Here is a 24281-nt window from a genome sequence, read left to right as displayed (position 1 = left end):
GACCGTTAACCGATTCTTGTGCGGCGCACCATGAACGCCCTCCGCTTTCTCCTAGATGCATTGAACGCGTTCTTGCGCCAGGGCTGCCCTAGCTTGGCGGCCGCCCTGGCTTTTTTCTCGTTGCTCTCGCTCTTTCCCCTCGTATTCCTCCTGCTCTACGGAATCAGTTTTCTTGTCAGCCAAGAGGTCATCGGTGAACAGTTCATGCTGAGCTTTCTCAAAGGATTTCTCCCTTCACTAGGCGAACGACTGGCTGATGAGCTCCATCGGATCAGTTCGTTGGACAGCCTACGATGGCTCGTGTTCTTATCGTTCTTCTGGTTTGGCGGGCTCGTCTTCTACGAACTCGACTATGCGCTTAACGTCGTCTTCGAGAGCACCCAAAAACGGCACCCACTGATTTCCACGGCGATTTCCATCGCGTTGTTGGGTTCTATGGGACTTCTTCTCTTTGTTTCGTACGTGGCGACAGAAACCATCACGTTTTTGACTGCCTATGCGCCTCGCCTCTGGGGTCTTGACCTTGTCGCCTTGGCTGCCCACGAGTTCCATCTGACGTATACCCTGCCCTTTGCGCTCGCGTTCCTGGCCGTGAGTCTCTTGTATCGCCTCGTGCCTCGACGCCGACCACGATGGCGAGACGCCATGGCGGGAGCACTGACGTTCGGCTTGCTCTGGGTTTCCACGAAAGTCATCTTCCTCAGCTATGGCGGTTACGCCACCGTCTACGCACGACTCTATGGATCACTACTGGAAATTGTGCTCTTACTGCTGTGGGTCTACTATTCAGCGGGACTGTTGTTGTTCGGTGGGGTGATTGCACACAAGCTTCAACAGCTTGCCAGAATTCCACGATCATCGCCTGCGGATCGGAGCTGAATTCAACGATTGGACAGAAGACCGAGGCAACGGTGCCTGGCCGCCTTCTTACTGAAGATTCCCCCGTCCGCCGCCCTACCCTCTCCGCAACCGCAAACAATGTACGATGGCCGATTGGGTCACGAGACCAACCACCTCTCTGTCTTGTATAACAACCAAGCGATCCCATCCTCCACGAGCCATTTGTTCCATCGCATGAATCACGGGTACTTCCGGGGCGATCACCAACGACTCTGAAACGGGGCGCATCACCTGGTCAACTCGGCGCCAGGCCCAAAGTGCCGACCCTACACCCTGCACCTCTGAGACCGTCACTATCCCGACCAACCGACCATCTGCCAAGACCGGAAACCCTCCGTATCCATAGGCCTGAAAATACCGATTCACCGCTTCATCAAGCATGCACTGGGCAGGAATAGAGACTACCGTAGTCACCATCAAATCCCGGATGGGGATCGTCGCCAAAGTCTCGCGTACCACAGCCTGACGACGACTTGCCTGTGCTGCGGCAAACAGAAACATCCCGATGAACACGATCCATCCTCCGTTCGACATCATGGAGGCAGGCAGGTCGCCGCTGGCAGCCCTGTAGGCGATCACAAGGCCGACAAAACCCAAGATCACCCCAAATGTAAGACCGACAACCGCAGCTTGTTTCGTCGCACGATAAAAGTCCTTTTTCCAAGCCCAGAGTCCGGCACGCAGCACTCTCCCACCATCAAGAGGAAAACCCGGGATCAAATTGAACAACCCGAGTTGCACATTCACGATACCCAACAAGGCACAGAGCATGGTCACCCCCTGGAGCCCCTGTTGCTGTTGGAGCGATTCCGCCAGAATCACGAACAGAAAACAGGTCCCACCAATCGCCAAACTTACGGCTGGCCCAGCGAGGGCAATGAGACATTCCGCCTTTGGTGACGGAGCTTCCCTGCGCATGTGGGCCACACCCCCAAAAATGAAGAGAGTGATCTGCTCGATTGGGATGCGATAGTACAGTGCCACATAGGAATGTCCGAGTTCATGGAGCAGGACAGAGAAAAACAGAAGAACCGCCGCGACCGCCCCCATCGTCCAATACCGCTCGGGTGAGAGACCAGGCAGGCTATCCGGCAGATACTCAGTGGAGAGACTCCACGTCACCAATAAGAAGATGAGAAACCAGGATGCATGGACACGAATGGGAATTCCCAATGCACGCCCGATTTCCCAAGACGGCAGTCGCATGGACAGCACCGTAACAGCCGAAGACTCATAGGGTCAATTTGACCTCCTCGATCACCTATACTCATTCATATCTACCGAGCGTGGCCTGGCGATCTGACATGTGTTTCACGTATAAGAGAGCCTATGAACATCAACAAGCTTCTCCATACCAGGATGCGGGTCAGCGACCTGGATGAGACTATTCAGTTCTATACGACCGTGCTGGGTCTTGAGGTGATCGAGCGAAAGACCTCTCCTCGGGGGTCCCAGTTGGCGTTCCTGAAGGTTCCTAACAGCGACGAACTCATTGAATTAACTAGTTTTCCCCCAAGTGGACCGGTGAAGGTCCAGGAAGATCTGGTCCACCTCGCATTCCAAGTGGAAAGCCTCGAGGAGACGATGGCGTCGCTCAATGCCCAAGGGGTCACGATTACCGATGGACCGACGAAGACGTCCTCCGGAAGCCGATTCATCTTCATCGATGCGCCGGACGGCTACGAAATTGAGCTGATCGAGCGGCCACCGGGCACGGCCCTGGTTTGAAACTCGTGAAGCGGGCCTCGCGAAGCGTATCGGCCAACGACTTGAAATGTCATGTTTCAGGTTGTCCGGAAACTTGGAACATGAAACCTGGAACTCAGGATCGAAAGAACGAACGACGAGATACCAAAGGAGCCCTTGAATGAAGAACGGTTTTTTCCGCGGGCATGGCCTGGGCAACGATTACATCGTGATGGATCCCAAAACACTGAGCGTGAAGCTCACACCGAACGTCATCAAGGCGATCTGTGATCGCAATTGGGGGCTGGGAAGCGACGGCATTCTGGCCTTGGTCCCCTCAAAGAAGGCCGATTTCGGGTTGCGCATTTTCAACCCTGACGGCAGTGAAGCAGAAAAATCTGGAAATGGGCTTCGTATTTTTGCTCGCTATCTCCACGCGACAGGCAAGACCAAGAAAAAGCGCTTCACGGTTGAGACCAAAGGTGGATTGGTCACCATCGAGCTGCATATAGACCGGTATGGAGACGCCAGCGCCGCGACGGTTGAGATGGGGAACGCCACGTTCACGCCGAATGCGTTACCCTGTTCGTTGAACGTACCAGAGTTGATTCAGCAACCTATCGAAGCTGCGGGGCGTTCGTTGGTTTTCACCGGCGTCAGTGTGGGGAACCCGCATTGCGTGGTCTTTCGACCGGCGGGCGAATCCTGGTCGAGGGAAGACCTGTTACAACTTGGCCCTGCCTTGGAAAATCATACGCTGTTCCCGAGACGAACCAATGTTCAGTTGGCTGTCCCGACCGGCCCAAAAGAGATCTTTATCCAGATTTGGGAGCGGGGCGCTGGAGAGACACAGGCCTCCGGCTCGTCCTCCTGTGCAGCGGCCAGCGCCGCTGTGCGGTTAGGACTGGTGAAGGCTCCCGTCACCGTGACAATGCCGGGGGGCGTCCTGAACATCCGTGTGGGGGGCAAGACTTTAGCCTGACGATGAAAGGGCCGGTTGCCGAGGTTGCGCGAGGGACGTTGAGTCCATCGTTCGTGCGCACACTACGCTGACCAAGTCCGTGGTCAATGAGTCAACAGAATCAGTCATGGCAAGGCCAAAGAATGTTATATCTTTTCAGGATTTAGATGTTTGGAAAATGGTAGGCACATGCGCAAATGCCTCTCGACTCATCACCAATCGATTCCCGAATCTTGAGTGCTGCAAGCTCGCTTCGCAGATTCGCCGAGCGGCCGTCTTGTTGACGGCGCATAGCCTCACCCTTCCATCATTGATAGAATAGTGGCGTGTCCTGATGACCATTGACTCATGACCGTTGACCAATGACTGAAACCCTCCAGTCAAAACTCTCCCATTTGCCCAGCAGCCCCGGCATTTACCTCTTCAAAAACGGGCAAGGCGACATCATCTACATCGGAAAGGCCGCGGTCTTAGCCGACCGCGTGCGCTCCTATTTCCAGAAGGGTACAGACCACAGCCCGAAGACCAGCCTCCTCGTCAGTCAGATCACCGATCTGGAAACCATGGTGACCCGATCTGAGCTCGAAGCCCTGATTCTCGAAAGCAACCTGGTGAAGCGACACAAGCCCCGCTTCAACATCGTCTTGCGGGACGACAAGCAATACCCCTATGTCCGGCTGCCGATTAGGGACGATTTCCCACGGCTGTCGATCGTCCGTCGTGTGCAAAAAGATGGCGCGTTGTACTACGGCCCCTACACACCGGCCAACGCCCTGCGCGAAACTTTGAAGGTGATTAAGCACGCCTTCCCCTTGGCGACCTGCACGATCGACATCGACGGGAAGGCCGAACGTGCTTGTCTCGAATTTGAAATCAAACGTTGCATGGCCCCCTGCACGGGTAATCAGTCGAAGGAGGAGTACCATCACATCGTCAAGCAAGTCCGCCACTTTCTGGAGGGGCGGGACCATGAGCTGCTCGACGAGCTCCGCGTCAAAATGGAATCAGCTGCCGAGCGGGAAGAGTTCGAGGAAGCGGCTCGAGTGAGAGACCGGCTGTTCAAGATCGAACGGATGTTGGAAAAACAGCGCATTACCCAGACCTCCGCTACCGATCAGGACGTGCTCGGGATTGCGCGTCGGGGAGCTGCCGTGGATCTCCAGATTCTGTTCGTGCGCGGCGGATTGCTGATCGGACGGAAAGATTTCTTCTGGCCTCTATCGGCGGATGCGTCGGACAACGAGCTGGTCCGTTCCGCGATCGAGCAATTTTACAATAAAGACGGGCAACCGCCACGGGAAGTCTTGGTCCCGACCGCCCTCGATGACGTAAGCGTGATCGAACAGTGGCTGTCCGAAAAACGTGGAGAACCTGTCCGCATTCTGGCTCCCGAACGTGGCGTCAAGCATCAGCTGGTCCTCTTGGCGGAAGAGAACGCCACATCAGCCGTTGCCGAACATCTTCGTGAGGAGGAGCTCGACCGGCAGGCCTGTGAGGAGCTGAAACGAATGCTCCGCCTTGAGCGTTCGCCTCGTCGGATTGAAGGGTTTGATATCTCCAACACGATGGGGAACCAATCCGTGGCATCAATGGTCGTGTGGGAAGACGGGGATATGAAAAAGGCAGACTACCGGCGATTCAAAATCCAAACCGTGCAGGGGGCGAACGACTTTGCCAGCATGAAGGAGGTCGTGATACGTCGCTACGGCAAATCCGGCGAAGAACCGGATCGAACCACGGACGACTTAGCTCACCCAGACGTAATCCTAATCGACGGAGGACTCGGGCAATTAGCGGCAGCCATTGAGGGGCTAAAGGAAGTTGGACACCAACACCTCCCGATTCTTGGGTTGGCCAAGGCCCGTGGCGAGAAGGAGGAACGCGTGTTTCTCGCCGGCAGAAAGAACCCGATCGCTCTGACCGCTACGTCGCCGACCACGCATCTTCTCCAACATATTCGCGACGAAGCCCATCGTTTTGCCATCACGTTCCACCGAAAACTCCGAGGAAAAGCATTGGTCAACTCCAAACTCGATGAGGTCATTGGAATCGGGCAGATTCGACGTAAACAGCTGTTGAGTCGGTTTGGGAGCTTGGATAAATTAGAAGCGGCAAGCGATGAGGCCTTACAGAGCGCCGGACTCAGTCCAGAGACTGTCTCGAATCTCCGCAAAGCCCTCGCCCAATAACTCAAGTCCTCCTGGTAACCTCAGAACAGATAGCGCAGGCTGAATGTCCCTAGATGCACAAACGCGTGATAGGTGCCGTTTACCGTTGGGTTGAGGTTCCCGACCACCGTACGCGATTCATAAAACCACTCCTGATAGGCAAGATCGAGCCCGATGCCTTTCGGCCACAACGCCGACTTTCCACTGCATGGGATCAGTCCAAGAAATCGTCCGGCCCCTGTACAGAGAAATCCTACGCCAAGGGACAGGGTATGTGCAGGCAAAGAAATGATGCCAGGCTGAAAAGTCCGATCGGGAACCGGATCTTCCGTGAAGGTGTAGCCTGATCGAGCGGCAATCTCCCAGTTTGGGAGCCAGGGAGGATGAAGCCATTTATACTCGGTTCCAACCGCAATCACCGGAACATTCTTCCACTCTCGTGGCTGAAGAATTGTCGCCCCATTGGCAAGGTGGACATCAAAATTTCTATGCAAACTCCATCCCACGTACTCAACATCAAGCTCAACCTTCCATTCTCTCTCACTGGTACGCACCGGCCAAACGGCCACCGCACCGGTAAATATTTGCGGGAGCACAAGGTCGACAGACCCATCGGCGAACTTAGCTCCCTGGACCAGGAGCGCGCCATTCAAGGGCACGATCGCCTGCGAACGATAGACCAAGCCGAGTGACAGCATTGGTTTACCGGCTTTCGTTCTCATAGGAGTATAGAGTAGGCTGGCGGTTACACCCACACCGGTCCCCTTGCCGCTCAGTTCGACCGACGCTCCGGCTGGAATTCCAAGGGCACCCGTCCCAATCTGTGACTGCTCCCCATGTCCTTCACCAAGAAAACTTGCGAAGGTATAGATATCCGCGCTCACGCCTACCGACAGTTTCTCGCTTATCTTGTAGGCAATCGTAGGTTTGATAGCGATCAGCGGCAACTCTGCCGATGTGACGGCTGACCGAAATGGGCTATCGATTGGGTAGCGAGTTCTTAAGCCAAACGGCGAGGTCAACCCTAATCCAATAGTAAGCGAGGAAAACCGAGGGGCCCCTAGTGCTCCTAGATTGGCACTAAGATATGTATGTCCAGGCGGAGGGAAACTCACGCTTCCACCGAAATCTCCTCGAGTGTCAACTCCCGAAATGCTTTTGGCCTTGATGGAACCGCCGAGTAACGCAATTCCGAATACCCCTTGGATACCAGAAACTCGTGTAAGGCCAGCAGGATTATATTGAATAGCTGAGGCATCATCCACCTGGGCGGCAAACGCGTTGCCTTGAGCTGCAGCGACAGCCCCCTGAGGTTGAAATCTCAATGCTTGGGCAGTTGCGAGTATGGGGGACAGAAACAACACCGCCACGACGACAATCACCTCAGCGACGACCCGATAATGGGGTAAGCAACCTGATGGAGAATGCTGGCGCATGGCTACACTAGCTTCTTGTTGCGTTGGCTGTCCCTGGCTTCGCTAGGTCAATACTCTACTTTATCGCTATACGTATAGGTCCATATGGATCTACTAAATTAGCCCTATTAAAACTTGTTTCACTTTTCTATAATGTCCTCCCGATTTTGACTCTCCTCATACTGGAGGCTCTCCATGGCACAGGTATCACAGACCGGCAAAAGTAAACGCCCTTTCCCCAGCCAACTTTTCGAAGCACTTTCAAAAAATGAATGCACGGCTTTTGTCGAAGCCCTGCATTACACGATTGAAGCGGACTCAACGGCAGATGTCAAAGAGGCACTGATCCAGTTTCAAAATTTGTTTCCTTTTACGCGAGTGATTAGCGGCCTCGCCCGCCTCACACCTACCGGAAGTTTCGACGGGTTTACCAACGTCATCAATGTAAGCTACCCTGAGGAATGGATTCGACTCTACTGGCAAAACGGTTATTTTGAAGTCGATCCAGTCTTCCAGACCGCTCTACAAAAGCCAGGCACCCAACATTGGGGAACGACGTACCAAGAGGCACGCTCTCCGAAGCAGCAAGAATTCATGGCCGCTGCAAAGGAATTCGGGCTGGGAGATGGAATTACAACCGGATCCGCCGATCCTGCATGTGGAATCGCGACCTTCTGTTCCTTTGCTTCCGCCGAGAGCGTTGATGCCACACGATATGTGCCACTCATTGAGTATTTCGGATACTATGTTCACCTGGCGCTATTGCGCACGGCCCCTGCTAAGGCCCAATCAATGGATCGCTGTGTAAAGCGATTAACACTGAGGGAGTTGACGATTCTCAACTGGGTCAAGAATGGCAAAACGAATTGGGAAATTGCCCAGATAATGGGTGTGACTGAACGTACGATCCGATTCCACGTCGAGAGCATCTTTTCTAAGCTTGATGTCACATCACGGTCCCAGGCGGTAGCCACCGCCATCGAACATGGCTTACCGAACGTCGTTTAGCCACATGGGAATGTGGCTCCTGTACCAAAAATAGAACTGCCCTGGTTGTACAGAACTCTATCCCACCCCCACTACCTCTGGCGAAGCACTCGATGTCCGCCCCGTTATGGTCTGGCCGGTTGTGGTTCTGATCGTTGAGATCCATTCCAGGAAGCTTGGCCGCTTTTCCATGTTCTCATCGTCGAAGCGAGCCATGTCATAGAGCGCCGCCACCGCACTTGCCCCGGCCGGGGGAAGCTTCACAACAGGACCGATCGGTTCACAAGGGAAGCCCAACATACGCAGCGCTCGCAAGAACCGGTGTTCGACCTCAAGGTAATAGTACCGAACCTCGTTCTCCACCGCCCATTGATAGATCCCCTTCAACGTCGCTAGCATGACTTGGGTGGAAAGCTTTGCGTCTTGGATGTCAGGATTAACAGTAAGCCGAGTAATTTCGGCCGTGTCCCGTTCTTTTCTAATGGGGTAATCTCCGGGAAGTAGTGCCCCAAATTCATTTTCCAACATGAACTTGCCTGAAGAGGGGAGGAGACGTGCCATGCCAAGCAACGTGCCATCATGCGAGAGAACTCCGATGGTGACTCCCCACAGATCATACATATCCATCTCTTGACCGTCCTCTGTCGCTGGCACCCACCGCAGTTTCTCCGCAAACACTCGATGCCGTAATCGATACGCCTGAGTCAACTCCTCTCGGGTCTCAAGGGTCTTCACGAAGAACTCCCCTTCACAGAACGAAACTCCTCTTTCCTGAGAAACCAGTGAAGTGGACATAGCTGTCTCCTTTCAAGGTAAGAAAATAATGACTGCACTAGGGCCAATTGATTGGACTGAGCGCCAAATGGAGGGCAATCAGAAGTCCTTTGATAGACTCCATTGCCTTTCCCCTGGCTCACTTCCATGAACCGACTGAGGTTGGCATGACCACCTCCCTGCAAACTGAAGAAATAGGTACCGCACTAGGGCCGAATGGCTGGGCCGAATGCCGAATTAGGGAGGCGGATGGTTCCACCTTAGATAACAAACGTCACCTGGCGGGTCCGCCAGGTGCTTTCCCGGTCTTGTTGCAGTAAAAGGTGCTGGTCTAGGTGCTGGAAGGGCGTTTCGTGGAGATTCAGATAGGAGGAAGGCGGATGGAAGAAACTCGCGTCACCGTGGGAAAGAAGAGATTCGAAGTGTTGGACGGAGGGCTCCGGACTCCATCAAAGCTCTCACTCTCACAGTCGGCCCGACCGGTAAAGCAATCCTATGGTTGGGCTCAACTGGAACCCTGCGCTGGTGAATTGACCACGGCCTATAAGGCGACCGAACGGCGCCTACACATGCTCCTGGAGGATCGCACCCGCATCGGTCGTGATCTGCATGACTGCGTACTGCAGTCGCTGTATGCCATCGGGTTGGGTATTGAAATGAGTCGAAAACTAAGGCATGATAATAATCAGGAAGCAAAATCATCTGATGCAAGAACGATCACGCAGATCAACCAGCTGATCCATGAGGTCCGGAGCATGATCCGCGAATTGGAGTCCGGGGCCGTCCAGGAATTTGATCTCGCTTCTGAGCTGAATACGCTGCGCACGACCTATGAGCAGACAGGCCAACTGCGCGTACGATTGGATCTTCAGCGGGGTGCTCTTGAGGTGCTCACGCATGAGGAAGAACGAGAGATCCTCAATATCGTACGAGAAGCGCTCAGCAATTGTGCCCGCCATGCCCATGCATCTCGAGCGACAGTCGCCATTCGCATGATAGACACACGAATTCGCGTCACGGTACAGGACGACGGAATCGGATTCTCCACGGTTGTCGGACAGTCTGGTGGATACGGACTGGCCAACATGGAGGCCCGTGCCAAAAAGCTCGGGGGAACGTTACGGGTTGAGTCCAAGACCGGCGGCGGGACACACGTGACCGCGGAGTTTTCGTTGGAACCTCTATTGGCGCCTGTATGAAACAGCCACAAACCAGCATCGTTCTTATCGATGATCACGAGATGGTCCGTCGAGGGCTTCGCGCTCTGCTTCACCTCGAACCGGATATGACGATCGTCGGCGAGGCAGGAACGGTCGCAGAGGGCGTCTCCGCCGTCGAGCGACTCACTCCACATATGGTCTTGCTTGATGTCAAACTCCCCGACGCCACGGTGACCGACGCCTGTCGACGGCTTCTGGCCGTTGCGCCAAAGCTTCGCATTCTGGTCCTTACCAGTTACGCTGAAGATGCGACGGTGATGGCGTCCGTTCAAAATGGAGCCCATGGATACGTCCTCAAGGATGTCCGCATGGACGACCTGGTTCGCGCAATTCGCACGGTCGCCTCCGGTCATGGCTATCTGGATCCGCGAGTGACCCAGCGGGCCCTTCATTGGATTCGGACCAGCTCACACCTGGGCATCAATTCCCAGACTGTCACCCGCCTGTCCCCTCAGGAACGTCTCATTCTACCTTTGCTGGCTGAAGGGAAAACAAACAAGGAGATTGCCGTCCATCTCCGCTTGAGTGATAAGACAGTAAAAAACTACCTGGCGAATATCTTTGACAAGCTCCACGTGAAACGCCGGACCGAGGCCGTTGCCTGGTTCATGAAAGAGGGTCATGTGCCATCCTCCCCTGCACACAGTCCAAGACTTTAGGGCACCTACCATCCTGTAGGCCTTCGTTACTCGCTCGTTCTCCTCGCCACGTTTTCAGCCACGCCTGTTGTATTGTATCGGTACGAGAATCTATGCTATCAGGCTAGCCATTGTTCTCAATGGCAGCCTGTCAGGACAGGCGGATACACGCATCTCAGACTCTTGGTCGACCTCGCACATGGAATCCACACGTATGAATTCTCCGGTAGGGATGAGCGACCCTGTCTCCGCCGAATTAATCCAACTACGGCGGCGAGTTGTTGAGTTACAACAGGCCCTGGCTCACCCCGAACAGGACCATCGACCTGCCCACGCATCGGCGCTGGGGGCAGCCCAAGTGGGAACGTGGGCGTGGGAATCCGAGACCAATCGGGTCAGCTGGTCTCCGGAAACCGAACAGATCTTCGGACTGCGTCCAGGCTCCTTTGATGGAACTTATGAGGGATTCTTTGCGCTCGTCCATCCCGACGACCGACAACGACTCAGTGATGCCATTGGCACCGCCGTCGCGGAGCGCACCTTTTACCTCGTCGAGCATCGTATCATCCTGCCGAATGCAGAAACTCGATGGGTCGCATGCCGTGGTCGTGCCCTTTCCGGAGAAAATGGTGCGGCCTCAGGCATGGTTGGCACCGTAGAAGACATCACCACGCGCAAACAATCAGAACTGGCCCAGCAAGCCTTTCAGGAATCTCTGGAAGCGCGTGTGCAAGAGCGGACGGCCGGACTCGAGCGTGCCGTGCAAGAGCTCAAGCGGGAGGTCGAGCGGAGGGAAAAAGCCGAGTCAGCCCTCCGGGCCAGCGAGCAGCGGTATCAGTCCCTTTACGAGCATAACCCCTTCATGTATTTCACACTTGCTTCGGACGGCACCGTCTTATCGGTCAACCGTTTTGGCGCCGAACAATTGGGATACGACCCCAGAGACCTTGTCGGCCGATCGATTGCGGAGGTGTTTGATTCCAGTGAACACCAGACCACCTTCGAACGACTCACGGCGTGCGTGACGAGTCCCTATACCTTGTGGGAATGGGAAGCTCAAAAGATTCGGAAAGATGGCACCCGACTATGGGTGAAGGAGCGAGCCCGAGCCATTCATGATCACATGGGAACGACTCTTGTCCTCGTCGCCTGTGAAGATATCACGGAAAGGAAGCGGGCCGAAAAGCAGCTGGCGGAAACTTCCCGACTGCTCCGGACGCTCGTGAACGAGTCGGCCCTTCCACTCGTCTGCCTCGACCGAGCCGGTCGGGTCATCAGTTGGAATCAGGCGGCAACCCGGCTGTTTGGCTGGACTGAGGAAGAGGTGCTCGGCCGTGAAATTCCCTACGTGCACGCCGGGGAAGAGGCCACGTCTGATGCCTTGTGGGAAAGAGGAATCCGTGGAGAACTAACGGGCCCGATTGAATTGCGCCGTCAGCGTAAAGACGGTCAGATGCTCGATCTCCTCCTCTGGCCTGTCTTTGTCTCCGACGAGTTCGAGCAGGTTTCGCTTGCCGTCGGTCTCTACGTCGATCGATCCGACCTGAAACGAGCTGAAGAAGCCAGGCTGAGAAGTGAAGACCGACTCCGGTCATTCCTAGACGCGCTGGATGACCTGGCCTTCGAATTCGATCAGGACGGGCGATACCTCCACGTCTGGACAGGGAACGAGGACAAACTGCTCGTCCCCAAAGCTCAGCTCATCGGCAAGCTCATCACTGACATCTTCGGACCTGAAACCGGAACCCACTATGTGGAAGCAATCCGACGCGTCATTACCACCGGACAACCTGCAACCGTCGAATATAGCGTGTGGCTCGGTCAGGACAGACGCCACTTTTCTGGAATTTTGACACGCATTCCAGGAGGTTATCGAGGGAGCCCCACCGTCGGCTGCATTGTCCGTGATATGACCGACACCCGGCTTATTGAGTCCCAACTTCGTGAAAATGAGGCCCGATGGAGGACGCTGTATGAACATGCAGGAGTCGGGATTGCGCAACTCACTCTCGATGGTCGATTCCTCCGAGTAAATCCGCATCTATGCCAAATCATCGGACATCCACCGGAAGCGATCATCGGACGGAACTTTCGAGACTACACCCACCCGGACGACATCCAGGCGAACCTTGCACATCTTGCAGAATTGCTCGCCGGAAAACGGCACTCTTTCTCAATGGAAAAGCGCTATCGCCGGGTCGATGGCACCTGGGTCTGGGTCACCTTAACCGTGTCGTTGGTCCATTCCGGCTCCGTGGATCAGGACTATCTGATTGCCGTCATTCAGAATATCGACAATCAGAAGCACTCCTACTCGCTCCTTCAGGCTGCGATGAACTCAGTTGCGGATGGTCTTCTCATCGTCGACCGTCACGGAAAGGTCACGAGTACCAACCAGCGCTTTCTGTCCCTTTGGAACATTCCTCCTGATTTAGCCGATTGTCAGGACGACGACGCGTTGCTCATCGCCGTCGCAGATCAATTGGAAGACCCCCTTTCGTTTTTGGGGAAAGTGCGTGCACTGTACGCCCATCCCGAAGAATCAAGCTTTGACGTATTGCGTTTTAAAGACGGCCGGCTGTTCGAGCGGCACTCGCGACCTCAGATTCTTGGTGGGGAAATCGTCGGCCGCGTGTGGACGTTTCAGGACGTCACGGAACGTAAACGCGCTGAAGATGCCTTACGCACAAGCGAGCTACGGCTCCAGCAATTCGTGGCCGAAGCTCCCGTCGGGCTCTGTATTCTCGATGAGAACTGGCGTGCCATCAGTGCCAACAGGACCTTGTGCGAGTTGACGGGCTATGAGAAAGAAGAGATCCTCGGGAGCACCTATGCGCTCTATACGCACCCTGAAGATCTTTCTGCCAATATCGTGCTCACAGACGAGTTTTTTCGGGGAGTTCGGTCACAGTACAGCTCTGAACATCGCTATATCAGAAAGTCTGGAGAAATCATTTGGGTGTCGGTGAAAGCGACACGGATCGAACTATCCGGGCACATGGGGCCGTTGCTTCTGACCGCAGTCCAAGACATTACTGAGCGCAAGCTGGCCATGGAGGAACGCGAGCAACTGAGTCGAGATCTGCACGATAACCTCCTGCAAGCCTTGTATGCCATCGGTATGCAACTGGAGGCGGGGAAACTGGCCATGAAGCAATCGGCCCGCCGTTCGAAGGCCCATATGAGTCACGCCATCAGCCAACTCAACAATCTCATGGTAGACGTTCGCCGATTTATCGCACTCTTGACAAGACACCCCCCCACGGAACTGGATTTTGGGCATGCGCTCAATCAACTCATCGCGTCAATGACCGGAACCGACCAGGCCACACCCCAGCTTGAGATCAAGAGTCCTGTTCTTTCGTTCGTGACTCCCCAGCTGGCGGAACAACTCCTCAATATCGCGCGGGAGGCCTTGAGTAATAGCATCCGCCACGCTCATGCCTCCCATCGCTGGGTACAGCTGAGCTTGATCGACAACTCCATCCGGTTGGTCATCGGAGACAATGGCGTCGGGTTTCTGAAAACCCGCAAGCGACGCATGGGCCATGGGCTCAGTAACATGGCGGCGCGGGCGCGACACATATCCGGTACCTTTACCCTGCAAAGCGCTCCGAAACAAGGGACCATCATTACGGTTGACGTACCATTGAAAAAGGACATCGTGTATGAGTAAAGGGTCGGTGATCCGGTTGATCATTGTGGATGATCACGAAGTGGTGCGCATCGGGCTCTGCGCGGTCCTCAATCTGACCCCTGGGATGAAGGTCCTTGCTCAGGGAGGCCTGATGAAGGATGCCACAAAACTTTGTTGCCGATTACAGCCCGATCTGGTGCTCCTCGACATTCGATTGCCCGATGGCAGCGGCGTGGAGGCTGCTCGAGAAATTCTTGCCACCTGTCCCCAGACTCGCGTGCTTTTCCTGACGAGCTTCGCCGACGAGCATACCGTCTTGGAAGCGATTCTTGCCGGAGCGCACGGGTACATTCTGAAAGACATCGCCTCTCATGCTCTTATTCGCGCCATTCGTTCAGTGGCGGCCGGACAGGTACACATCGATCCTCGGTTGACCGGTCAGACGCTGGGGTGGCTGAAGAACATGTATCGTGAACCTGGCCATTCGAAGCGCTCGCTCCTCTCGCCCCAAGAGCAACGGCTGTTGCCGCTGGTCGCACAAGGTCTCACGAACAAAGAGATCGCTCACGATTTGCACCTCAGTGAAAAAACCATCAAGAACTACCTCGCGAACATCTACACGAAACTGAATATTGGGCGCCGCTCGCAGATCGCAGCGTTTTACGCTGGAAGCTTCAAAGGGTCAGGTAGGCGATTGAGTGCAGATTCCAACTGATCGAGATACACCCTGGCCTGTCATACCCCAGCCTCTGTGGCCACTGAAAGGAGCCCAACCCGCAAGGCACACCCAGCACCTGGAGAATCAGACAGCCGAGATCCACCGATACCAGCCGGCACACTCCTGACCGACCCCTCGCTCTGCCATGATGCTCCGCACGTCGTCGACTACGTTAAGCATGGGGTCGATCGTGCCGATAAGAAGGAGGTGGGTCTATCCTCAAGATCCGCGGTGACCTGTACAAATATTGTCCGGATTGATGCCTGGTAGCCACGTGTAGCGGAGTCGGATTTTCTCATGCCAATGCCCGTATCGGACACGACCTCCGTCCTACTGATCGAACCGAAGGCAACTCTCGCTCCGCAATTCAGAGACCTGCTTGCAAAATTGTTTTCTCTCAATCCTGATGTGGAGATCGCCTATTCGCTTCAGGAAGCAATAAAGGTCCTGGGGAACCGTGAGATATCATTGCTGCTCGTGGACGTCGAGTTGCCTGACGGCACCTGCGGGGATGCGGTTCGTCTGCTACGGGCAGCTGCCCCACAGAGCGCTGTGATCGCATTCGCTCCATCAGGAAACGAGGCGTTTCTGTTGGAGGCGGTTCAGGCCGGCTCGCACGCACTGCTTCACCGTGTTCTGCCGTCAACACAGGAACTGACCCTGGCAGTCCGATCTGCCTTCATCAGAGCCAGGGCACCAATGATATCCACCGGAGTCTTGCACGCCTCTTCCCCTACCGCAATCTCGCCTGCCACAGTATCCAAGCTGGCGCACGACCTGAATAACGCGCTGATGTCTATCAATGGATTTACAGACCTCCTACTTGCCCGTTTACCGGCTGAAGAAGCACCCCGGCGTTGCGCAGAACAGATCAAGGATTCCTGTAACCGCGCCTCGTTGTTAACGAAGACTCTGGCCCGTTTGTCGACTGACGCTCTGCCCTAGCGGCATCAAACACAATCGCCATACTGCTGCAGACCTCCTTATCATTGGTAACTGGAATTGACAGACCCGACCGCGCTGACTAGGATACATCACGCCGCAGTCAGGAGGCCTGGATGTCTGATTCTCAACTACCACAAACTCACGCGAGCATACTATCCCCGAAGAAGCATCACTCAGCCAGCAATCAAGTCGAGGCGTTGTTCGAGCATGTCGTCTTCGCCAGCCGTTGGATTCAAGCCCCACTCTATGCCGGCCTGATCGTGGCAGAGCTCCTTTATGCCTACAAGTTTCTCATTGAACTCTGGGAGATGGTCGTCCACATCAACAAGATGGAAGAAACCGTGTTTATGCTCGGGGTCCTGGGGTTGATCGATGTGACCATGGTCGCCAATCTCTTGACCATGGTCGTCATAGGGGGGTACGCCACGTTCGTCAGCAAGCTTGATTTGGAACACCATCCAGATCGACCGGACTGGCTCACCCACGTCGATCCCGGCACGATCAAAATCAAACTGGCGGCTTCTTTGATCGGGATCTCCAGCATTCACTTGCTCAAGGGATTTGTGGACGTAGCCAACGAGGATCCTGAGCATCTGAAATGGAAGATCTTCATCCATATGACATTCTTAGCCTCCGCCATCCTGCTGGCGTGGACCGATAAGATTATGCAAAAGGACAAGAAGCACTGAGCGGAAAGATCGCCATGCTCCCCACCCGCCTCGATAACCAACTCGTCATGGAATTGCTGAAGGAGAGACGTTCGGCGAGACGAGTCACCGAGCTGACGTATCCCATCCCCTCGTTTCGACAACAGCCTTGATGGCTTCCACGGTCAGCGGTTTCTCGAGGTACCCACTGATCTCAAACGGCAGACGTGACGCACCTTCGCCTACCGCATCGTGTGTAAGCCCAAGAATTTTCAGATGCGGGTAGCGCGCTTTAAGCTGTTGCACGGAGGCACGGTCCGTTTCCTGTCGCAACACATCGATCTCTGCAATCAACAGGTTTGGGGAAAGGTCAGGCCCAAGAGTGTGGAGTTGCTTGGCCTCCAGGATGGTATGGGTGCGAAACTTGAGCCGTTCCAATGTTCTGAGCAGGACAGCCTGGCTCACCACCTCCTTCACATACACCAGCGCACAACGAGTATCAGGCGACACCCCGCCGTCGCCCGCTTGAGCGAGAGACAGATCGAACCAAAATGTACTTCCCTTCCCGATCTTACTCTCAAACTCCATCGTCCCACCCATCAGCTCGGCAAGCTGTTTAGCAAGCGCCAAGCCCAACCCCATCCCGCCATACTTCCGCCGATTGGACCCATCTACTTGCACGAAGGGCTGGAATAATCGATCGGCATCGGCCTCCTCAATCCCGATCCCTGTATCACTCACGCTAAATCTGAGACGGCTGTCCCCCGCTCTAACCGTCGGCTGCGGACAGGGTTCAACCCGCACACAGACCTCTCCATGTTCCGTGAACTTCACGGCATTGCTGAGCAGGACTGAGAGAAGGCGACCGAGACGGACCGGATCCCCCAACACTTTCGACGGAACCGCCGATCCAATATCGTATCGGAGGCGAATGCGTTTCTCCTTGGCCCGTTCCTGGAATGCCGTAAGATGGTCGGCCACAACCCCCTTGACCTCGAATTCCTCCCGACTGAGGGCGACCCGCCCTGATTCCAGCTTGGAAAAATCTAGAATGTCGTCGACAATGTCCAATAGGGCTTTGGCGGACAGTTTGATCGTCTCTGCACAGTCACGTTGTTCCGGTGTCAGATCCATATCCAACAGCAATTCATCCATCCCGATGATGCCGTTCATCGGAGTGCGAATCTCATGGCTGATCGTGGCAAGAAACTCCGATTTGAGCCGCGCTCCCTCAAGGGCTGCATCTCGAGCGTGAACTAACTCGATCTGACTGTTACGTAAGTCCTGCATGGCCTGACCCGCTCGCAGCATATAGCGGGCCCGATGCCCCAACAGAAGGCCGTTGATCGGCTTGACGATGAAATCGGTGGCTCCCACATCGTAAGCTTGGGTGATCGACTGATAATCCTCCAGTCCCGTCATGATCAGGATCGGCGTATGCTGCCCTTCCGGTAATCGTCGCAATGCCGCACACACTGCAAAGCCGTCCATCTCCGGCATCATGATATCCAGCAGGACCAGGTCTGGCCGGTATTGGCTGAAGGCCTCGACACCAAGGCGTCCATTCTCTGCATCTTTGACATCACAGCCGGACTGTTCAAGCGCCTCGCAGGCTAACAACCGAGCAATGGAATCGTCGTCCACGATCAAAACCTTTGGCCGAGTTTCATGTGTCATGCGGCCGGTCTTCCTTTCTCCAGTTCCTCTTGAAGTGCCGCGCACGCAGACGCGTAGTGCAGTTCAAACCGACTCAAAACTTCTCCCGCTCGGTTGAGCTCTCCACTAGCTCCCATCAGTTCCAGCTCGCGGCAGTCGGCAGCCAAGGCCACGGCTCCCAACTGTGCGCTGCTTGATTTCAACCGATGCGCAGCGGCACGCAATTCAGCCGCATCCTTCGAGAGAACTCCTTGACGGACCCGGGCGACCATCTCTCGTGATGTCTCGACATACTGAGAGACGATGCGGGTGAAGATGTCAGAGTGACCCGGGCGCTGCAGAACGCGGATGGCGGCCAGGGCCGATTGATCAAGGATTGCAGTGTCAGCCATGGGATCAGACCGCTGCCCTCCTCCCCCAGCAGCGGTCGGCCCCTGGCCACCGGTGACGAGAGCGTCTGGCGTCCCAGATGCCACGCGAGGAGTCTGCTTCGTATTGTTGTCAGAAATCCATCGAACCAACACATCTTCAAGCTGAGTCAACGTGAATGGTTTTGTAAGATAATCATCCATACCGGCGGCGAGACAGAGTTCTCGATCTCCCTGCATCGCATGCGCCGTCAACGCCACAATCGGCACCCGGGGGACACGAGCCGCGGGCGCCTCTTTGGCTTCACGTTCCCGGATCAACCGAGTTGCCGTGAGGCCATCCATTTCAGGCATCTGGCAATCCATAAAAACAAGATCGTATTTCTTCGTCTCCGTCGCGGCCAGCGCTTCTCTTCCGTTTTCAGCAATATCGATCCGGCATGCGAACGTCTCGAGCATGCCGGAGGCGACTTCGCGATTGACGGGATTGTCCTCCACCAACAGAATGTGCAGCTCCTTCTGAGGCTGCGCGTGCAGATCGGTCGGTACCGATCGGACGGTGGTCGAGACTTCCGAAACCGTGACAGGGTGCTGGGCAAGTTCGCATCGTGTAAAGAGCGCAGTGAACCGGAATGTCGAACCTTCACCTACACGGCTCTCCAGTTCGATGCCCCCCCCCATCAGCGTCACGAGTTGTTTGACAATGGCCAGCCCTAAGCCGGTTCCTCCGTACTTCCGTGTCGTCGACCCATCGGCTTGGGAAAACGCGTCAAAGATGTGGGTTTGCACGGCTGAAGTGAGACCGATCCCTGTATCCCGTACGGTGACTGACAATCCATGCTGCTGGTCGCTCAGGTTCTCGCTCGTCACCGATACTTCGACGGATCCTCGGTCGGTAAATTTGACCGCATTCCCGACCAGATTGACAAGCACCTGCCCCAAGCGAGTCGGATCCCCAAGTAAATAGGTAGGAATATCAGGATCCATATGCAAGGAGAGCTTCAGTTGCTTCCTCTGGGCAATAGGCCCTGACAGGTCGATAGCCTCCTGAATCGTTCTCCGTACATCGAACGGAATCCTCTCCAACTGCAGCTTCCCGGCCTCAATTTTCGAGAAGTCTAAGATGTCGTTGATAATGGAGAGCAGCGCCGTGCCGGAACGTTGGATCGACTCGACCAGGTGCCGTTCCTTGTCGTCAAGCGTGCATCGGAGGAGGAGTTCCGCCATACCCAGCACTCCGTTCATGGGGGTACGGATCTCATGGCTCATATTTGCCAGGAATTGGCTCTTGGCTAAGCTGGCGGCTTCGGCGGCGTCTTTTGCCAGACGGAGCTGTTCCTCCCCGACCTTACGATCCGTCACATCGAGATGGATTCCCATGATACGAGATGATAAATCCGCCTCGTTCTTGATCATGGTGCCGCGAGCAAGAATCCACCGGTAGGAGCCGTCCTTGTGCTGAAGGCGATGCTCGATCTCCAGCCCAGACGTGCGTCCACTCAGATAACTCTCGATCGTACCCATTGCTCGATCATGATCATGGGGATGAATCCGTCGCTCCCACTCTTGAAACGTATTGTCGAGTTCATCCTCGTCATACCCCAGTTGGCGCTTCCATTCCGGTGAGAGATAGACCTCGTTCGAAGTGAGATCCCAGTCCCAGATTCCGATGTTGGTGCTCTGCACGGTCGTCGTGAGACGCCCTTCACTGGTCCGCAGCGCTTGTTCCACCCTTCGTCGATCCGCAGCTTCCATGGCTAAGGCCACCGTATTCGCGACGGAGGCCGCGAAATGTTGTTCTTCTAACGTCCAGCATCGCATGGGGCCGATATGCTCATGGCAAATCACTCCGACCATCTTGCCCTCGGACCGGATCGGAACATCAAGCATAGACGTGATCCCGAGAGGAGTCAGGTAGTTCGTGGTGAATTCAGCGGTCCTCGAATCTCGTTGGGCCTCATGAGCCGCCACGATTCGTTCGGTGTCAAGTTCCTGAAAGTATTTCGGATACTCGATGGCACTCAACACCGCACCCTGAGTATGCGCACGCGTGGTGAGCTGATACAGATCGGCACATTGGATCGCCGATCGATCCCCGGTAAAAAACCAGATACTGACTCGTTCCGAATGAAGACATTCGGCCGCCACCCGCGTAATCGTTCGAAACGCGTCTTGTAAGTTCCCGCCGTAAATTTGCGGGCTCTTGGCCAACTCGGATAATCCCGATTGAATTCGCCGAAGAACCCCTTCGGTCTGTTGGCGCTCTCGTTCAATCTGTTTCTGACGAGTGATATCCCGGAATACGAGGACGGCCCCCATGACAACCCCATCCAAGAGCATCGGGGTCACGACCAGCGCAATCGCGACAAGCTGCCCGTCTCCCGTCACCAAGAGACCATCCTCTGTCCGGTAGGGTTCACCCGAGGCCAGAGGCGGTAAGGTGCTGTCGGTAATCAGACAGTCTTCTCGGTACTCCTCCGGACCCGGTGAAATCATTCGGTACACAGGGCTCTCGACAAGTATCGACGCAGTCTTTCCGAATAGGACTTCTGCTTGATGATTGACCATCTGGATCTTCCACGCCGCATCCACGACGCAGAGGCCGTCTCCCATGGCCTGCAGGACCGCCTGGAGCTTGTTTCGCTCCTGAGCCAGTTGGGTCTCGCTGGTCTGCTTAAGCTGCGCATAGAGGTTTCGCATCTCCTCCGATGAAAGGGCAAGCGATCGTTCCAACAGCGCGTGCCCCTGATCCGCTTCCACATAGCTTTGGCTGATTCGTTCCAGGATTTCACCCCAGACCTCCGGTGTCGGTGGTGGGTGATCCTGATCGAGACCTACCCGCTTCAGCTGTCTTGCCAGCAGAGGATGCATGGGCAATCACGCCGCCTCACTCAGTGTCGTGAGCGTCATCGTCTGGTTGTGGAGGTCACAGGCGCCGGTGGCATAGGGTGAAATTTCCCCGTACGAGTAGAATCCAATTTGTTGGGTTCGCTTCGGGAGCACCTCCAGCGTGGCTTCCGTCTCTTCTTCCGTCCGCTCCCCGAGGACGAGTCGACGTCCGACGCAGCTGATCGCAATGGCAAGGGTACAGGAATCGTCATCGGCCGAGAGCTTGGTCGTCGTGGCCGCTTCTGACGCACCCTGTACCAATCGATCGAAGTTGGCCTTCATCAGCTGCGCCAACGCGCCTTCCTGGATATCACCTGCGAAAGTGAGGGATTGGTCTTCCTCATTCACAGCGAGAATCGTCCTGACAAGGCTCTTGGAATCTGATTGGTTGGCTCGCAACGCAAGAGGGAACAAGAGGCCGGTAGCGGGTAAGCCGGCAGCTCGCTCACCGAGATACTCTTTGTACAATTGAAGGGCAGGACGACCATCAAGCTCCAAGAGGATGTTTCCCTTGGACTTCGTGACGCGTCGTTCAGGTCCGAATAGATCCCATCCCCCTTTGGATCCGTGGCCGATCCGCACATGGTTCCCATAGAACCCCACCGCCGTCACAAACCCCGGTTGAGGACGTCGATCCTGCAAGACCCACGTCCGCTGAAATCGATTGCCATCACCGGCCAAACCACCCGTGACGATAACAGAAGGGAGCACGGTCGAATTCAAGCCTCGCACCAACTCACTCCCGTTCACACTGAGGCCGTCTGACAGCACGAGGATGCCACGTAAGGTTGAATCATTCAGCTGTTGGGCAATCTCCTGCCCGGCCTGGAAGGAATTGTCCACCGACTGTACCGGAGCACTGGCTACCCGGAGATTCGTATGCTCAAATTTGGCGATCGCCGCGCTGAGACTTTCGTCAAAGATCTGGGTCCCCAAAATTTCTCCAGCCGTGGAACAGCCGACAACCACGGACTCGCTGTACTCCTCCAGCAACTCGTTGATCGGCCCTGAAGCATCGAGCAAGCTGGTAGACCCAAACACAACGACTAACGTCTGGCGTGAGTCGATCCGTGGCCGGCTCTTTACCGACCACCCCTTCCTATGATCATGGCCAAGTGTGTGAAGCTCCATGATGTGTCCTCCTTATGATTTCAAACTAGGCGGCCTCTTGATCCTCATGGCCAGCCATCCTACTGGATGTCACGCCAGCTCCGACCTGCTCAGTGAACCGGACCGTAAACGAGAACCGCGCCCCGCCTCCGCACCGTCCGTCGACTCTAATCGTCCCTTGCATCATTTCAACCAATCGTTTGCAGATGGCCAGTCCAAGACCAGTCCCCCCGTACTTCCGAGTCGTCGAACTGTCGGCTTGAGAGAACTCTTTGAAAAGCACCGCTTGGGTCTCGTCTGAGATACCAATTCCGGTATCTTCCACCGCGATCTCGAACCCACCGACCACTCCGGCCACCGATCGCACCGTAACGGAAACGGCTCCTGACGCAGTGAATTTGATCGCGTTCCCGATGAGATTGTTCAGCACCTGGCGCAGCCGGTGGGCATCTCCCACCACTTTGGTGCGTACATCGTGATCAACCGTGCAAGAAAGCGTCAGCCCCTTTGCACGGGCAGATTGCCCGAAGAACGTCACGGTCTCGGAAATCACGGAGGCCACATCGAACGGGCTGTGCTCCAGTACGATCTTCCCCGCTTCGATCTTCGAGAAATCCAAGATATCGTTGATAACGTGCAGTAGTTGAGTGCCTGACCCGCGAATCTGTTCTACCTGGCGTCGTTGCTTGTCGGTGAGATTCGTCAACAAGAGCAACTCCGCCATGCCCAACACCCCGTTCATCGGCGTCCGGATCTCATGGCTCATATTGGCTAGGAATTGCGATTTCGTTCGGCTGGCGGCCTCAGCTCTCTCCTTCTCTCGAGACAGTTCCCCCTGTACGGTTTCATTCATACGCCAATAGATGAGTAGCGCGGCTGACTCGGCCAGGATGAATCCCCCGTGAATGAGCGCCCAATTCCATGGATGGTGCTGCGCCGCAGCATGGTTGTAGACCATCGTTGGAGCCAAGGTGCCGATCACGCCGTGGTCTACGACGACGGCCATAAGAGCTAAGACAAAGGGCATCCAATCCTGGTACAAAACGATCACGACCATCATGACAAAAAAATGAAAATGCGCCTCAATAAAGCCGCCGGACAGATGCACCAGTAGCGTCGAGGCAGAGATCAACCCCACTGTGGCCACGGCAGCGCGTGCTCGATGAGGTAACACCTGGCTTGCGGCCAGTCCAGCAAGGCCCAGGAGAACGCCCCCTCCGATCAGACCGAGGAAGACATACCGCCCTACCGCCACACCGAAGAGTGGAACCCCCACCGCATGGACCCAGAGAAGCCACACAATCCCACGATGTCGGCGCGCCCACTCTTCACCCTCCAGAGAAAGCCCTTTGGGTAACGCCTCCCACAGGCCTCTGGCCCAGTTGAACGGCGTCCGCACGATGGGCTGTGGTGAGAGATCCGAAGTCATACGTCGGTTATGCCGCTCGAAAGCCGAATGGCACACAAACCAAGTCGTTACTTTTTCGGCACTTAGGTGACGAAACTTGATAGGAAATCCGTGAAGACTTTGAGGAGGGCGAGACACAACTACGCCGAGGACA

17 protein-coding genes and 1 pseudogene are annotated in these 24281 nt (G+C 55.5%); 11 read left to right on the top strand and 7 right to left on the bottom strand.

Annotated elements, in window-relative coordinates:
* The first annotated feature begins 30 nt into the window (after positions 1-30).
* Entirely contained in the window at positions 31-879 is an 849-nt protein-coding gene (locus tag IPM58_11590; protein ID MBK9307701.1) for a YihY/virulence factor BrkB family protein, read from the top strand.
* Between the two features lie 75 nt (positions 880-954).
* Here the strand turns inward: IPM58_11590 and IPM58_11585 are convergent, their stop codons facing one another.
* On the bottom strand, positions 955-2106 hold the full coding sequence (locus tag IPM58_11585) for a site-2 protease family protein (GenBank protein MBK9307700.1): 1152 nt from the start codon (positions 2104-2106) through the stop codon (positions 955-957).
* Positions 2107-2229: 123 nt separating this feature from the next.
* Between IPM58_11585 and IPM58_11580 the strand changes: the two genes are divergently transcribed.
* The 3 genes and pseudogenes from IPM58_11580 (at position 2230) to uvrC (ending at position 5736) form a co-directional block, all read left to right on the top strand.
* Positions 2230-2628 carry a VOC family protein gene (locus IPM58_11580; protein ID MBK9307699.1) on the top strand — a complete coding sequence of 133 codons (399 nt, stop codon included), beginning with the start codon at positions 2230-2232 and terminating at the stop codon, positions 2626-2628.
* Between the two features lie 139 nt (positions 2629-2767).
* A pseudogene (locus IPM58_11575) lies at positions 2768-3639 on the top strand (diaminopimelate epimerase).
* Between the two features lie 270 nt (positions 3640-3909).
* Positions 3910-5736, top strand: a complete 1827-nt coding sequence (uvrC, locus tag IPM58_11570; GenBank protein MBK9307698.1) for an excinuclease ABC subunit UvrC — start codon at positions 3910-3912, stop codon at positions 5734-5736.
* Positions 5737-5756: 20 nt separating this feature from the next.
* Here the strand turns inward: uvrC and IPM58_11565 are convergent, their stop codons facing one another.
* On the bottom strand, positions 5757-7151 hold the full coding sequence (locus IPM58_11565) for an outer membrane protein transport protein (GenBank protein MBK9307697.1): 1395 nt from the start codon (positions 7149-7151) through the stop codon (positions 5757-5759).
* A gap of 174 nt (positions 7152-7325) precedes the next feature.
* Here IPM58_11565 and IPM58_11560 point away from each other — a divergent pair, with 174 nt between their 5' ends.
* Entirely contained in the window at positions 7326-8138 is an 813-nt protein-coding gene (locus IPM58_11560; protein ID MBK9307696.1) for a LuxR family transcriptional regulator, read from the top strand.
* 57 nt (positions 8139-8195) lie between these two features.
* Here IPM58_11560 and IPM58_11555 read toward each other — a convergent pair whose 3' ends face one another.
* A complete protein-coding gene (locus IPM58_11555; protein ID MBK9307695.1) occupies positions 8196-8912 on the bottom strand; it encodes a GNAT family N-acetyltransferase in 717 nt (238 codons plus the stop codon).
* 359 nt (positions 8913-9271) lie between these two features.
* Between IPM58_11555 and IPM58_11550 the strand changes: the two genes are divergently transcribed.
* The 6 genes from IPM58_11550 to IPM58_11525 all read left to right on the top strand — a co-directional run bounded on the left by IPM58_11550 (position 9272) and on the right by IPM58_11525 (position 16738).
* The gene (locus IPM58_11550; GenBank protein MBK9307694.1) at positions 9272-10090 is read left to right on the top strand and encodes a sensor histidine kinase; all 819 of its coding nucleotides are present in this window, start codon (positions 9272-9274) and stop codon (positions 10088-10090) included.
* Positions 10087-10770: a response regulator transcription factor gene (locus tag IPM58_11545; protein MBK9307693.1), complete on the top strand. Its 684-nt coding sequence runs from the start codon at positions 10087-10089 to the stop codon at positions 10768-10770. The genes IPM58_11550 and IPM58_11545 overlap by 4 nt, the downstream gene beginning before the upstream one ends.
* 193 nt (positions 10771-10963) lie before the next feature.
* Entirely contained in the window at positions 10964-14425 is a 3462-nt protein-coding gene (locus tag IPM58_11540; protein MBK9307692.1) for a PAS domain S-box protein, read from the top strand.
* On the top strand, positions 14418-15101 hold the full coding sequence (locus tag IPM58_11535; GenBank protein ID MBK9307691.1) for a response regulator transcription factor: 684 nt from the start codon (positions 14418-14420) through the stop codon (positions 15099-15101). The genes IPM58_11540 and IPM58_11535 overlap by 8 nt, the downstream gene beginning before the upstream one ends.
* A gap of 300 nt (positions 15102-15401) precedes the next feature.
* Positions 15402-16049 carry a response regulator gene (locus IPM58_11530; protein MBK9307690.1) on the top strand — a complete coding sequence of 216 codons (648 nt, stop codon included), beginning with the start codon at positions 15402-15404 and terminating at the stop codon, positions 16047-16049.
* Positions 16050-16162: 113 nt separating this feature from the next.
* Positions 16163-16738: a TIGR00645 family protein gene (locus IPM58_11525; protein MBK9307689.1), complete on the top strand. Its 576-nt coding sequence runs from the start codon at positions 16163-16165 to the stop codon at positions 16736-16738.
* A gap of 84 nt (positions 16739-16822) precedes the next feature.
* On the opposite strand, the gene IPM58_11520 is transcribed toward IPM58_11525, so the two are convergent.
* From IPM58_11520 to IPM58_11505, 4 genes are read right to left on the bottom strand one after another with little or no spacing between them, the layout of a single operon-like run.
* Entirely contained in the window at positions 16823-18373 is a 1551-nt protein-coding gene (locus tag IPM58_11520) for a response regulator (protein MBK9307688.1), read from the bottom strand.
* Entirely contained in the window at positions 18370-21591 is a 3222-nt protein-coding gene (locus IPM58_11515; protein MBK9307687.1) for a response regulator, read from the bottom strand. Before IPM58_11515 ends, IPM58_11520 begins: the two co-directional genes overlap by 4 nt.
* Positions 21592-21597: 6 nt before the next feature.
* Entirely contained in the window at positions 21598-22740 is a 1143-nt protein-coding gene (locus IPM58_11510; protein ID MBK9307686.1) for an FIST C-terminal domain-containing protein, read from the bottom strand.
* Between the two features lie 25 nt (positions 22741-22765).
* Entirely contained in the window at positions 22766-24148 is a 1383-nt protein-coding gene (locus tag IPM58_11505) for a hypothetical protein (GenBank protein MBK9307685.1), read from the bottom strand.
* Positions 24149-24281 lie beyond the last annotated feature (133 nt).

Source organism: Nitrospira sp. (assembly GCA_016715825.1).
GTDB lineage: Bacteria > Nitrospirota > Nitrospiria > Nitrospirales > Nitrospiraceae > Nitrospira_D.
This window is presented reverse-complemented; position numbering and strand designations above follow the sequence as displayed.

What these genes read in the sequence shown, in the direction of transcription:
- IPM58_11590 (MBK9307701.1), top strand. Translation starts at nt 31, where the DNA reads ATGAACGCCCTCCGCTTTCTCCTAGATGCATTGAACGCGTTCTTGCGC.
- IPM58_11585 (MBK9307700.1), bottom strand. Translation starts at nt 2,106, where the DNA reads ATGCGACTGCCGTCTTGGGAAATCGGGCGTGCATTGGGAATTCCCATT.
- IPM58_11580 (MBK9307699.1), top strand. Translation starts at nt 2,230, where the DNA reads ATGAACATCAACAAGCTTCTCCATACCAGGATGCGGGTCAGCGACCTG.
- uvrC (MBK9307698.1), top strand. Translation starts at nt 3,910, where the DNA reads ATGACTGAAACCCTCCAGTCAAAACTCTCCCATTTGCCCAGCAGCCCC.
- IPM58_11565 (MBK9307697.1), bottom strand. Translation starts at nt 7,151, where the DNA reads ATGCGCCAGCATTCTCCATCAGGTTGCTTACCCCATTATCGGGTCGTC.
- IPM58_11560 (MBK9307696.1), top strand. Translation starts at nt 7,326, where the DNA reads ATGGCACAGGTATCACAGACCGGCAAAAGTAAACGCCCTTTCCCCAGC.
- IPM58_11555 (MBK9307695.1), bottom strand. Translation starts at nt 8,912, where the DNA reads ATGTCCACTTCACTGGTTTCTCAGGAAAGAGGAGTTTCGTTCTGTGAA.
- IPM58_11550 (MBK9307694.1), top strand. Translation starts at nt 9,272, where the DNA reads ATGGAAGAAACTCGCGTCACCGTGGGAAAGAAGAGATTCGAAGTGTTG.
- IPM58_11545 (MBK9307693.1), top strand. Translation starts at nt 10,087, where the DNA reads ATGAAACAGCCACAAACCAGCATCGTTCTTATCGATGATCACGAGATG.
- IPM58_11540 (MBK9307692.1), top strand. Translation starts at nt 10,964, where the DNA reads ATGAATTCTCCGGTAGGGATGAGCGACCCTGTCTCCGCCGAATTAATC.
- IPM58_11535 (MBK9307691.1), top strand. Translation starts at nt 14,418, where the DNA reads ATGAGTAAAGGGTCGGTGATCCGGTTGATCATTGTGGATGATCACGAA.
- IPM58_11530 (MBK9307690.1), top strand. Translation starts at nt 15,402, where the DNA reads ATGCCAATGCCCGTATCGGACACGACCTCCGTCCTACTGATCGAACCG.
- IPM58_11525 (MBK9307689.1), top strand. Translation starts at nt 16,163, where the DNA reads ATGTCTGATTCTCAACTACCACAAACTCACGCGAGCATACTATCCCCG.
- IPM58_11520 (MBK9307688.1), bottom strand. Translation starts at nt 18,373, where the DNA reads ATGACACATGAAACTCGGCCAAAGGTTTTGATCGTGGACGACGATTCC.
- IPM58_11515 (MBK9307687.1), bottom strand. Translation starts at nt 21,591, where the DNA reads ATGCATCCTCTGCTGGCAAGACAGCTGAAGCGGGTAGGTCTCGATCAG.
- IPM58_11510 (MBK9307686.1), bottom strand. Translation starts at nt 22,740, where the DNA reads ATGGAGCTTCACACACTTGGCCATGATCATAGGAAGGGGTGGTCGGTA.
- IPM58_11505 (MBK9307685.1), bottom strand. Translation starts at nt 24,148, where the DNA reads ATGACTTCGGATCTCTCACCACAGCCCATCGTGCGGACGCCGTTCAAC.